The organism is Bradyrhizobium uaiense (assembly GCF_010811875.1).
In the GTDB taxonomy this organism is placed as follows: domain Bacteria; phylum Pseudomonadota; class Alphaproteobacteria; order Rhizobiales; family Xanthobacteraceae; genus Bradyrhizobium; species Bradyrhizobium uaiense.
This window is the reverse complement of record NZ_VKHP01000253.1, coordinates 1-12,942: the sequence shown is the minus strand read 5'-3', so window position 1 is coordinate 12,942 and position 12,942 is coordinate 1. Positions and strand designations below refer to the sequence as shown.

7 protein-coding genes and 1 pseudogene are annotated in these 12,942 nt (G+C 63.6%); 6 read left to right on the top strand and 2 right to left on the bottom strand.

What is annotated here, in order from left to right:
* From FNJ47_RS38495 to FNJ47_RS38480, 4 genes are all read left to right on the top strand, one after another.
* Nucleotides 1-241, top strand: a 241-nt coding sequence (locus FNJ47_RS38495; protein ID WP_488226103.1) for an ABC transporter ATP-binding protein C-terminal domain-containing protein, incomplete at its 5' end; no start/stop codon positions are given.
* Nucleotides 242-251: 10 nt separating this feature from the next.
* Nucleotides 252-1,031 carry an ABC transporter ATP-binding protein gene (locus FNJ47_RS38490; RefSeq protein ID WP_163161052.1) on the top strand — a complete coding sequence of 260 codons (780 nt, stop codon included), beginning with the start codon at nucleotides 252-254 and terminating at the stop codon, nucleotides 1,029-1,031.
* Nucleotides 1,032-1,159: 128 nt separating this feature from the next.
* Entirely contained in the window at nucleotides 1,160-2,998 is a 1,839-nt protein-coding gene (locus FNJ47_RS38485; RefSeq protein ID WP_163161051.1) for an AMP-dependent synthetase/ligase, read from the top strand.
* A gap of 78 nt (nucleotides 2,999-3,076) precedes the next feature.
* Complete coding sequence (locus tag FNJ47_RS38480) at nucleotides 3,077-4,276, top strand: ABC transporter substrate-binding protein (RefSeq protein WP_163161050.1); 1,200 nt, start codon at nucleotides 3,077-3,079, stop codon at nucleotides 4,274-4,276.
* Between the two features lie 176 nt (nucleotides 4,277-4,452).
* On the opposite strand, the gene FNJ47_RS38475 is transcribed toward FNJ47_RS38480, so the two are convergent.
* Nucleotides 4,453-5,199 carry a transglutaminase-like cysteine peptidase gene (locus FNJ47_RS38475; RefSeq protein WP_163161049.1) on the bottom strand — a complete coding sequence of 249 codons (747 nt, stop codon included), beginning with the start codon at nucleotides 5,197-5,199 and terminating at the stop codon, nucleotides 4,453-4,455.
* Between the two features lie 594 nt (nucleotides 5,200-5,793).
* On the opposite strand from FNJ47_RS38475, the gene FNJ47_RS38470 reads away from it, so the two are divergent.
* Together FNJ47_RS38470 and FNJ47_RS38465 are read left to right on the top strand one after the other, a co-directional pair.
* A complete protein-coding gene (locus tag FNJ47_RS38470; protein ID WP_163161048.1) occupies nucleotides 5,794-9,951 on the top strand; it encodes a VCBS domain-containing protein in 4,158 nt (1,385 codons plus the stop codon).
* A 108-nt stretch (nucleotides 9,952-10,059) separates the two neighbouring features.
* Nucleotides 10,060-12,294: a CHASE2 domain-containing protein gene (locus FNJ47_RS38465; protein ID WP_163161047.1), complete on the top strand. Its 2,235-nt coding sequence runs from the start codon at nucleotides 10,060-10,062 to the stop codon at nucleotides 12,292-12,294.
* A gap of 187 nt (nucleotides 12,295-12,481) precedes the next feature.
* Here the strand turns inward: FNJ47_RS38465 and FNJ47_RS38460 are convergent.
* Nucleotides 12,482-12,942, bottom strand: a pseudogene (locus tag FNJ47_RS38460) (ABC transporter substrate-binding protein); the annotation flags it as partial.

Below are 12,942 nucleotides of genomic sequence, written 5' to 3'. Positions count from 1 at the left end.
CCTGCTCGACGAGCCGTCGTCCGGCCTCAATGTCGAGGAGACCGACGACATGTCGTTCTGGATCCGTGACATGAAGAGCGAGCTCGGCATCACCGTGCTGATGGTCGAGCACGACATGACCCTGGTCAACCGCGTCTCGGACCGCGTGATCGCGTTGAACTACGGCCGCGTGCTGGCGATGGGCTCGCCCTCCGAGGTGCAGCACCATCCCGACGTCGTCGCAGCCTATCTCGGCGCATGAGGATGATGCCATGAGCACGCCGGACATCATCCTGAAGCTCTCCAACATCGAGAGTTACTATGGGCCGATCATGGCCATCCGCGGCATCAGCCTCGAGGTGCCGCGCGGCCGGATCGTGACGCTGCTCGGCGCCAACGGCGCCGGCAAGACCACGGTGTTGAAGACGATCTCCGGCATCCTCGACCCGCAGAAGGGCTCGATCGAATTTTTGGGCAAGCCGATCCAGCGCATGGAGGCCGACCGGATCGTGCGGCTTGGCCTCAGCCACGTGCCTGAGGGACGCGAGGTGTTTCCGTTCCTGTCGGTGCGCGAGAACCTGATGATGGGCGCCTATCTGCGCAAGGACCGCGACGGTGTGGCGCAGGACCTCGAGCGCGTCTACGGCTATTTTCCACGGCTGAGGGAGCGGCTCGGCCAGCCAGCCGGCCAGCTTTCGGGCGGCGAGCAGCAGATGCTGGCGATCGGACGCGCGCTGATGAACCGGCCGACGCTGCTGCTGCTCGATGAGCCGTCGCTTGGGCTGTCGCCGATCCTGGTGAAGGAGATCTTCACCATCATCCGCCGCGTCAACGAGGAGCAGGGCATGTCGATCCTGCTGGTCGAGCAGAATGCCAAGATCGCGCTGGAGACGGCCCACTACGGCTATGTGCTGGAGATCGGCCGCGTCGTCTTGAACGACACCTGCGAGCGGCTGATGAATTCACCAGATATCCAGGAGTTCTATCTCGGCGCCAAGGAAGCCGGCGCCCGGGGTGAGCGGCGCTGGAAAAAGAAGAAAACCTGGCGCTAGGAAGGTTGGCGTCGACGAAAGTCGACGCTGCGCTGCGGGAGAGTTGGAGCTAGATTTCAGGCCTGTTTCGCAAACAAGACCGGCACCCGAGCCGGCGCGTGAAACAAGCGGCAGAGGAGGGAGCGCGCATGGCAGGACCAGCGGTGCTGACGGTTGCCGACACGATCGCGCGGAGCTTTCTGCTCGCGGTGCAAACGCGTGGCGACAGGCCCGCGATCCGCGAGAAGAAGTTCGGCATCTGGCAGCCGACCAGCTGGCGCGAATGGCTGCAGATCTCCAAGGACATCGCCTTCGGCCTGCATGCGACCGGCTTCCGCCCCGGCGACGTCGCCTCGATCATCGCCAATGCGGTGCCGGAATGGGTCTATGCCGACATGGGCATCCTGTGCGCCGGCGGCGTGTCGTCCGGCATCTATCCGACCGATTCCGCAGCGCAGGTCGAATATCTCGTCAATGATTCCCGCACCCGGGTGATCTTCGTCGAGGACGAGGAGCAGCTCGACAAGGTGCTGGCCTGCCGGTCGCGCTGTCCGACGCTGGACAAGATCGTCGTGTTCGACATGGAGGGCCTCTCCGGCTTCTCCGATCCGATGGTGCTGTCGCTCGCCGAATTCACCGCGCTCGGCCGCAACCATGCCCAGGGCAATGACGCCTTGTGGGATGAGATGACCGGCAGCCGCACGGCCGCCGATCTCGCGATCCTGGTCTACACCTCGGGCACCACGGGCCCGCCCAAGGGCGCGATGCATTCCAACCGCAGCGTGACGCACCAGATGCGCCATGCCAACGATCTCTATCCCTCGACCGACAGCGAGGAGCGGCTGGTGTTCCTGCCGCTCTGCCACGTCGCCGAGCGGGTCGGCGGCTATTACATCTCGCTCGCGCTCGGCTCGGTGATGAATTTCGCCGAGAGCCCGGAGACGGTGCCGGACAATCTGCGCGAGGTGCAACCGACCGCGTTCCTCGCGGTGCCCCGGATCTGGGAGAAGTTCTATTCCGGCATCACCATCGCGCTGAAGGACGCGACCCCGTTCCAGAACTGGATGTACGCCCGCGCGCTCGCGATCGGCAACCGGATGACCGAGTATCGCCTGGACGGCGAGACGCCGCCGCTGTCGCTGCGGCTCGCCAACCACGCTGCCTACTGGCTGGTGTTCCGCAACATCCGTCGCATGCTCGGGCTCGACCGCTGCCGGATCGCGTTGACCGGCGCTGCGCCTATCTCGCCGGATCTGATCCGCTGGTATCTCGCGCTCGGCATCGACATGCGCGAGGTCTACGGCCAGACCGAGAATTGCGGCGTCGCGACCATGATGCCGGCCGACCGCATTAAGCTCGGCTCGGTCGGCAAAGCCGCGCCCTGGGGCGAGGTGATGATCTGTCCGAAGGGCGAGATCCTGATCAAGGGCGACTTCCTGTTCATGGGTTATCTCAACCAGCCGGAGAAGACCGCCGAGACGATCGACGCAAAGGGCTGGCTGCACACCGGCGACGTCGGCGCGATCGACAATGAAGGCTATGTCAAGATCACCGACCGGATGAAGGACATCATCATCACCTCCGGCGGCAAGAACGTCACGCCGTCCGAGATCGAGAACCAGCTCAAATTCTCACCCTATGTCTCGGACGCGGTCGTGATCGGCGACAAGCGGCCGTATCTCACCTGCCTGATCATGATCGATCAGGAGAATGTCGAGAAATACGCCCAGGACCAGGACATTCCGTTCACCAACTACGCGAGCCTGTGCCGGGCCCGCGAGATCCAGGACCTGATCCACCGCGAGGTCGAGGCGGTCAACGCGAAATTCGCGCGCGTCGAGACCATCAAGAAATTCTGCTTGATCGAGCGCCAGCTGACGCCCGAGGACGAGGAACTGACGCCGACCATGAAGCTGAAGCGCAGCTTCGTGAACAAGCGCTACGCGGCCGAGATCGACGCCATGTATGGCGCGCGGGCGGTGGCATAGCGAAGAGACGGGATTGGCGAGGGAGCGAGCAGGCCCGACCCTTCGCTCAGCATGGGCCACTGTAAGGAGGAGACTGCAATGTCGAAATCGCTGAAGGCGCTGGGCCTTGCGGTGAGCGCGCTGGCGCTGACCTGTCTGCCGGCCGCAGCCCAGACCAAGGTCACCAATGAAGGCATCTCACCGACCGAGATCGTGATCGGAACGCATCAGGATTTGTCCGGCCCGATCAAGGTCTGGGGCGTTCCGGTGTCGAACGGCATGAAGATGGCGGTTGAGGAGATCAACGCCGGCGGCGGCATCAACGGCCGCAAGATCAAGATGATCCTGGAGGACAACGGCTACGACCCGAAGAAGGCCGTGCTGGCCTCGCAGAAGATGGTCGAGCGCGACAAGGTGTTCGCGATGATCGGCCCGATGGGGTCGCCGACCGTGCTTGCGGCGCAGGATATCCTGTTCGATGCGGGCGTGCTGCAGCTGTTCCCGCTGACCGCCGCCGAATTCACCTTCAAGTTCGATCCCGCCAAGCCGCAGGAGCGGCTGAAGTTCAACAACCTCCTGCCTTATGTCGAGAGCACGCGCGCCGCGCTCAAATACATGATGGAGTGGAAGAACTTCAAGAAGCCCTGCATCATGCACCAGGACGACGAGTACGGTAAGAACGTGCTCGACGGCTTCACCCAGCAGCTCGGCGCGATGAAGGTGCCGCCGGCCTCGGTCACGAGCTACAAGCGCGGCGCCTCCGACTTCTCGGCGCAGGTTGCCAAGATGAAGTCCGACGGCTGCGATCTCGTCGTGCTCGGCACCGTGATCCGCGAAACCATCGGCGCGATGAACGAGGCCAGAAAGCTCGGCTGGGACGTGACCTTCCTCGGCGCCACCCCGACCAACGTGCTCGAGGTGCCGGCGCTCGGCAAGGAGGCTGTCGAAGGGCTCTACGCCGCCTCGGGCTTCGAGATTCCCTATGAGGACACCGCCAAGGGCAAGGTCAAGGACTGGTTGGTCAACTACAAGAAGATGTTCAACACCGACGCCAACACCCAGGCGATCATCGGCTACAACGCGGTGATGACCTTCGCCTTCTACGCGCAGAAGGCGGGCAAGGATATCACCGGCCAGAAGATGCTCGACGCGCTGGAGTCAGGCGACAAGTTCCTCGACATCTTCAGCTCGCCGCCGACCAGGTTCTCCAAGACCGATCATCTCGCCAACACGATCACCCAGGTGCAGCAGGTCAAGGGCGGCCGCTGGGTTCTGGTGAAGGACAATCTGATGTTCTGATCAGTCCAGAACTCCAACCGGCCGTCACTGCGAGCCACCCGGTCGGCGCGAAGCGCCGCCGGATGACAGGCTCCGCGAAGCAATCCATCATTCCGCAAGCGCGGCGGCATGGATTGCTTCGTCGCTTCGCTCCTCGCAATGACGACTTACGGCCGTTACGTCCCGTAGTGATCAGTTCACCGCCCCGCCGGCCGCCACGCGGCCTCGGTGACCAGCGGCGCATCGACGTAGCGGCTGACGCCATTCTGGTCGATCACGAAGGTCGGCCGGAAACTCCTGATGTCGCTGTCTTCGATCATCGCCATGCGGCGGTTGTCGAGCGTCAGCCAGTGGCCGTCGAGCCGCGCTGCGACCACGGCATGGTCCCCGCCGCCGAGCACGTCATGCATCACGACAATGCGCAAATCTTCCGACGCGATGCCGGCCTTGCCGAGCGCCACGAATTTCGCAATCGCATAGTCCTCGCAATCGCCGCTGCCGCGGGCAAGCGTGGCGAGCGGCGTGGCCCAGACGTCGGGCTCGCCGTAAGTTGCGAGATCGCTGCCCGGGCGGATCGCCAGATTGATCGCGCGGTTGATCTCGCCGAGCCGGGCGCGGCCGTTGCGCGCGCGACCGGCATCGACGATCGCCAGGAACCGCAGCGCCTCCGGCGAAGTGCACCCTGCGCGGTCGTTCTCGCAGGCTGCGAGCTGCGCCAATTCGTCAGCAAGCTGGCGCTGCACGCCGAGCCATTTGTCGTGCAGGCCGCCGCCGGCAAGCAGGCTGGTCGCAAGGCCAAACGGTTCGGTCGACTTTCTGAGCACGGAGGCAGGGCCGGGCGAAAGCAGCGAGGCGGCATTGAGCTCGGCAATTGGCGCGGCCATCGCCAGGCCGAAGCCCAGCATGACGGCGCGCAGCGCAAACGAGCGAAGCGAGTTACCCATGTGACACCCCCTGTCCGCTCATCGACGGGTGGATACTGCACCGCGCACGCGACCGGATCGTTTCATGCCGGCAGCATGGCCAACGATCCCTTCGAATCGACTTAAGATGTGGGGAATCCGGGCGGCAGCCTAAAGGGCGTGTGGTCCGGGTCCCGAAAACTTTACCGGTTTGTGAAACGAACCGGCGAACCTTTTTCCACTGCGAAACGCCTCATCCTCGCCTTCTGGTTAACCCGGCCGGTCCGCGCACGGGATAGCTGTGATTTGTAAGCCAGGTCACAGCTTTAGCCGGAAAAATCGGGTCAAATGCCCTCTCGGGGCTGCGGGGAAATAAAGGCAAGTAGAGAAATGCCAGTCAATACCACGAATACGTGGTTCAGTACGCATCTTGGCTTAAATCCCATCTCATGGTACCGTCCGGTAAGTTCGGACTACACGATTCATCTAAGAGTGAGCCAAGTCACACCCGCTCAAACGGCGCGACCAGAGCACCTTGCGAAAGCAAAGGATGGTTTCGCCAAGCTTTATCCGATGATATGCAGGCGTAATCATTCGGATATTTTACCAATATTAACCCTCGTGCGGTGATCCGCAGTGAACTTTGTTGGGAAATTCGACGGCCATTCGCCGAGCGCGGACCCTTATGTCCGCGGATCGGCATACGTCGAAAGCGTTACCTCGCATGCTCCGCCTGGCGCGATCACGGTCGACGACGGGCAATTGCTGTTCACCGGCGACTTCAAGCGGACCGGGCTCGATCTCGTCATCTCGAAGGACGATCGGGAACTCGTCCTGCGCGACTACTTCAAGGGCGAGAAGCACGCCGCCCTGGCATCGCCTGAAGGCGCGCATCTCACCGGCGATCTCGTCAACGCGCTCACCGGCTACACCCAATATGCGCAGGCCGGCGGCGCTGCCGAACCGGCCAAGGTCATCGGCCATGTCACCAAGCTGGCGGGCAGCGCCACCGCCATTCGCAACGGCGTTGCGATCGTCCTGAACCAGGGCGACAACGTCAACAAGGGTGACGTGGTGCAGTCCGGCGGCGACTCGACGCTCGGCATCACCTTCATCGACGGCACCGTGTTCGGTCTCGGACCGAACGCCAAGATGGTGCTGAACGAGATGATCTATGACCCGAACGGGTCGAGCAATTCGTCGTTGATGAGCCTCGTCTCGGGCACGATCTCGTTCGTGGCCGGCGCCGCCGCCAAGCATGGCGACATGAAGGTCGATACGCCGGTCGCGACCATGGGCATCCGCGGCACCGCGGTGCTCGTCGAGATCGATTTCGACGTCCAGGGCACCGGTGGCGTGCCGCCCGCCAAATTCCAGGTGCTGGTCGAGCCCGATGGCACCACCGGCTCCTACATCCTGTTCGACAAGACGACGCTCAATCCGATCGCAACCGTCGATCAGGCCGGCACCCAGACCATCGTCAACGGCCAGGGCAGCGTCAGCTTCGTCTCGTCGGCGCAACTGTCGACCGACGCGCAGAAGCTGATCTCCGATGTCTTCGCGTTGAAGTTCACTGACAATTCCAATCCCAACACCAAGCTGACGACGAACTTCACGGACAGCATCGTCCCGTTCACGACCATCCTCAAGCTCGCTACCGGCGACGCTGTCGTGCCGACAAGCTTTCTGCTGGGTTTGACCAACGATACCCAGTCACAGACCGCGCCCAGCAAGTCCGACCATATCCCCGGGGCGCCGCATGTCGTGACACAGGATGGCGCGTTCACCGAACTGCCTGGGCAGACCCATAGCGGGCAGCCCAACACGGTGACCGGCCAGATCACATGGGTGGACGTCAATCTCGGCGACAAGCCGACAGCGACGGTCAGTTTCAATTCGTTCAGCTACCGGGACGCCAGCGGCCACGATGTGACTTCGTCGCTGACGGCGGCGGAGCGGGCGGCCATCAATGCCGTCGAGATCCCGCTGCTGCTCGACCCCAATCCGCAGAACACCAATATCGGCTCGGCGACCTGGACCTACAGCCTTGCCGACGGCGCGTTCGATTTTCTGGCCGCCGGCGAAACGCTGACGCTGACCTATCTCGTGCGCGTCGATAACAACTACCAGCTGAGCAACGAGACCGGCTTCCAGATCATCACCATCACGATCACCGGCACCAACGACACGCCGGTCGTGACGTCTGCGGCGCAGGTCGGCTCGATCACCGAACTCCCGTGGACGACGAATTCCGCCGCGCCGGATGCGGCGCACGGCACGGTGACGTTTACCGATGCGGACCTGACCGACACGCATTCGATCACCATCACGGGCGTCACCGAGGCCGGCGTCACCAGCGGACTTGCCAACCAGGCCTCCGTGCTGAGCTGGCTGTCGCTGGGTGCACTGACCGATTCGACTGATGGCGTGACCGGATCGCGCTCCTGGACGTTCTCGGCCGCCGACAAGAGTTTCGACTATCTCGCCGCGGGCGAGACGCTGACGCTGGTCTACACGATCCAGATCGACGATCATCATGGCGGCGTCGTCACGGTCCCCGTCACGATCACGATCGTCGGCACCGACGACAAGCCGGTGATCACGTCGCCGACCCAGGCGGCTGCCATCACCGAGACCGAAGGGGTGACCGGTTCGACGAAGCCGGATACCGCGTCCGGAACGGTCACCTTCACCGACGTCGATCTCAGCGACACCCACAGCGTCACCGTGGCCGGGGTCACCGAAACGGGCGTGACCAAGGGGCTTCCCGATCAGGCGACGATACTGAGCTGGATATCGCTCGGCACCCTGAAGGATTCGACCGGCGGCGTGACCGGATCGAGCGGCTGGACGTTCTCGGCCGCCGACAAGAATTTCGACTATCTCGCTGCCGGCGAGAAGCTGACGCTGACCTACCTGATCCAGGTCGACGACCATCATGGCGGCGTCGTCACCCAGCCCGTGACGATCACCATCACGGGCACCAACGACGTCCCGACGTTTGCGTCGGAGCCGCCGACGGCGACCATCGCCGAGCAACCCCACACGACGGGTTCATCGAAGCCGGACGTCGCCCAGGGCGTGGTGGCGTTTGCCGACGTCGATCTCAGCGACACTCACACCGTGTCGATCACCGGCGTGGCGGAAACCGGAACGACCACGGGCCTGCCCGAGGACGAGTCGACGATCCTGAACTGGCTCTCGCTGGGGACGCTGACCGACTCGACCGGCGGGGTGGCCGGATCGCAGGCCTGGACCTTCTCGGCCGCCGACAAGAATTTCGATTATCTCGCCGCCGGCGAGACGCTGACGCTGACCTACACCGTCAAGATCGACGACCATCATGGCGGCGTGATCAGCGAACCGGTGACGATCACGATTACCGGCAGCAACGATGCGCCAATTGTCACCTCGGCGCCGCAGGCGGCCACCATTGCCGAGCAACCCGACACGACCGGTTCATCCAAGCCGGACAGCGCATCGGGCACGGTGACGTTCACCGACGTGGACCTCAGCGACATCCACTCCGTCACCATTACCGGCGTGGCGGAAGCCGGGGCGACCACGGGTCTGCCCGCGGACACGTCCACCGTCCTGAACTGGCTGTCGCTGGGCACGTTGACGGATACCACCAACGGCGCGACGGGATCGTCCACCTGGACCTTCTCGGCCGCGGACAAGAATTTCGATTACCTCGCCGTCGGCGAGACGCTGACGCTGACCTACACGATCCAGATCGATGACCATCATGGCGGTGTCATCACCACGCCTGTGACCATCACGATCAACGGCGCCAACGACACGCCGACGCTCGCGGACGTCAATGCCGGCACGCTCACCGATACCGCGGCCTATGACACGTTCAGCCCGCTGACCGGCACGCTGCACGGCCATGACGTCGACGATGGTGAGACCGCGACGCTGACCTACGCCGGCCTCAATTCGGACCACGTTGCCGTCAATTCGGTCATCACGGGCCTCTACGGCTCGCTCACGGTCAATAAGGACGGCACCTACAGCTATGTTCCCAATGATGCCGCGATCAACGCGTTGGCCAAGGGGACTTATGCCGACACGTTCACTGTCGAGACGATCGACGCGCACGGCGCGGCCGGGACCGCGACGTTGACGATCGATGTCGTCGGCGCCAATGACGCGCCCGTGATTCATACCGATAACGTCACCATCGTCGAAAACGCCAACGGGACCGAGACAATCTCCGGCCTGACCGTGACGGACGTCGATGCAACCGCTGTCGAGAATTTCACCCTGGCAGCCACGACGGCCGGTTCAGGCAGCAGCGTGACGCCACCAGCGCAGGCCGGCCACCTGGCGGATATCAACGCAGCCCTCGCATCGTCGGTCCTCACCTATCACCCGGGCACCGCGCCGACCGACACGGTCACGCTCTCCGTGACCGACGGCAATGGCGCGAGCGATACGGTCAACCTGATCTTCAACGTTCAGCAAAACCCGACCGCGCCGGTGACACTCACGAGCACCGCCGGCAAGGACGTGCTGTTCGGGACGGCGGGTTGCCAGGACCAGTTTGTGTTCGCGGCGAACTTCAACCACGACACGATCATGAACTTCAAGCCCGGCCTCGACCATATCGACCTCACCGCTGTCGTCTCGACCAGCAGCGTCGATACCTGGATCAGCCAGCACGTCGCGCAATCGCCGACCAACGCGGCGGATACGCTGATCACCATCGACAGCGCGGACACCATTACGCTGCGCAACGTCACGCCCTCGGAGCTTGGCCACAACGACTTCCTGCTTCACGTCACCTGAAGGATCTCCTGGCCGCGCCGCCATGGGCGGTGCATTTGACCGGGCTGATTGTGCATTGCGCAGCTTGCGGCGATTGGAACAACTCCGCGCGCGTGATATCCAGACGGCATGAGACGGCTGAAGGCGATACGAAGGTGGTTCGGACGGCGCTTCGGTTATGCGCGGCTCGCCTGCGTCGGGCTGCTGATCGGCATCGCCGCGCTGCGGGTCGTGGATCCGGCTCCGGTGCAGGAGCTTCGCGTCAGGACGTTCGACACGTTCCAGGTGATCGAGCCGCGCCGGAAGACCGCGCGGCCGGTAACCATCGTCGATATCGACGAGAAGAGCCTCGCCGATACCCGGCTCGGGCAATGGCCCTGGCCGCGAACGCGGCTCGCCGACATCGTCACCAATCTCACCCGGCTCGGCGCCGTGGTGATCGCGTTCGACGCGGTGTTCTCCGAGCCGGATCGCCTCAACCCCGATATCGCGGCCGATACGTTCAGTAATCTCGACGAGGAAATGCGGGCCAGGCTGCGGCAGTTGCCGAGCAACGACAGCATCTTCGCCGAGGCCATCAGAAGCTCGCGCGTGGTGCTCGGCGAATCCGGTGGCCCCAACGTGCGCGCCGACCTCAATGAAAGGCTTCCGGTCACCGGGCTTGCGACGCTCGGCGAGGAGCCGCAGCCCTTTATGTTCATGTTTCCGGGGTTGTTGCGCAACGTGCCGGTGCTGGAGGAGGCCGCCGCAGGCCGCGGCCTGTTCACGATCAGGCCGGAGCGCGACGGCATCGTGCGCCGCGTCCCGATGATCATGGTGGCGCAAGGCGTCACCATGCCGTCGCTGAGCTTCGAGATGCTGCGGGTAGCGAGCGGCTCGGGCACGATCCTGATCAAGGCCGACAAGGCCGGTATCAAGAGCCTGGGCCTCAAGGGCTTCGCGATCCCGACCGATCTCCACGGCCAGCTCTGGATCCACTACGCCCGCCGCGACCCCTCGATCTATGTCTCGGCCGTCGACGTGCTGGACGGGCGCGTGTCGCCGGACAGAATTGCCGGCAAGCTGATCGTGATCGGCACCTCGGCAGTCGGGCTCAACGACATCAAGACCACGCCGGTGACGCCGGCGATGCCCGGCGTCGAGATTCACGCCCAGGTGCTGGAGAGCGCGCTGACCGGTGACGTGGTTTCGCAACCGAACTACGGCATCGGCATCGAGTTCTTCGCGGCGCTGATCATGGGGCTCCTGGTCATCGCCTTCGCGCCGAAGTTCGGCCCGATCACGCTCGTCGTCGTCGGCGGGTTGTTTGCCTCGGTGCTGATCGGCACCTCCTGGTATTTCTACTCCCAGCACCGGCTCCTGATCGATTTCACCTATCCGCTGATGTCGACCACGGCGATCTATCTCACCCTGATCTTCTCCGCCTTCGTGCGCGAGCAGCAGCAGCGCCGGCAGATCAGGTCGCAATTCGTGCAGTACATGTCGCCGGCGCTGGTTGAGCAGCTGGCGCAGTCGCCGGAGCGGCTCGTGCTCGGCGGCGAGGAGCGCGAGATGACCATCATGTTCTCGGACATGCGCGGGTTCACCTCGATCTCGGAAACCTACAAGCGCGACCCGCAGGGCCTCACGGCGCTGATGAACCGTTTCCTCACCCCGCTCACCAACGCGATCCTCGCGCGCAAAGGCTATATCGACAAATATATGGGCGACGCCATCATGGCGTTCTGGAATGCGCCGCTCGACGACAAGCAACACCACCTCAACGCCTGCGAGGCCGCGCTCGACATGCTGGAGCGCGTCGACCAGCTCAACGAGACGCGCGAGCAGGAGGCCAAGGACGGCGGTCACGTCTATGTGCCGCTCAACATCGGCGTCGGCCTCAACACCGGCACCTGCGTGGTCGGCAATATGGGATCCGATCTGAAGTTCAATTATTCGGTGCTCGGCGACAGCGTCAATCTAGCGGCGCGACTCGAGGGGCAGTCCAAGGAGTACGGCTTCCCGATCATCGTGGGATCGAAGACCGCGCTCGCGGTGAAGGAGAAGTTCGCGATCCTCGAGCTCGACTTCATCATGGTCAAGGGCAAGAAGGAGCCCGAGGTGATCTATGCGATCGCCGGCCGCGAGGACGTTGCCCAATCGGGCCGTTTCCAGCGGTTGCGCAACCTGACCATCGAGATGCTCGCCTGCTACCGCGGCCGTGATTGGGACGGCGCGCTGGCCGCGATCGAGCGTGGCCGCAAGACCGACGAGGCGCAGTCGTTGCAATACCTCTACCGCCTCTATGAGGCGCGCATCCGCGCCTTCCAGAAAGAGCCGCCGCCGGACGATTGGGACGGCGCGTTTGCGTTGACGACGAAATAGGCGCCGCAAACTCCGTGTCGTCCCGGTTGACGACGAAAATAGACGCCACAAACCCGGCGTCGTCCCGGCGAAAGCCGGGACCCATACGCCGCGGCCGACGGAAAGGGCAAGCGGCCGGACGGCGTTCTAACAACACCCATTCGTGGTTATGGGTCCCCTGCTTTCGCAGGGACGACGGTGGAGCGGTTTACTCCACCCCGATCTGCGTCAGATCCTGGAACCAGTGCTGTGCCTGCACGAAGGTTTTGACCTTCGGTGACAGCGCGTGCGGATTGGTGTCGTGCACCACCCACACCAGCGCGGCGTCGTCGACGATCAGCGCGTGCGCCTGCGCCAGCAGCGCATCCTGTTTCGTGCTGTCGAAGGTCTGTTTGGCCTCGTCGATCAGCGCGTCGACCTTCGGGTTCTTGTAGCCGCCCCAGTTGACGCCTGTCGGCGCCACCTGGCCGGAATGGAAGAACCGCACGATGGCATACAGCGGATCCGAGGTGACATAGGCGATGTTGTTGGCGGTGATGCCGGTGTTCATCTCGTCGGCCGCGCCCTTGCGCCAGTGCGAATAAAGCGTCTCGAGCTCGACCACCTTGAAGTCGATATCGATGCCGATCTCCTTGAAGCTCTGCTGCAGGAATTCGTTCATCGGCAGCG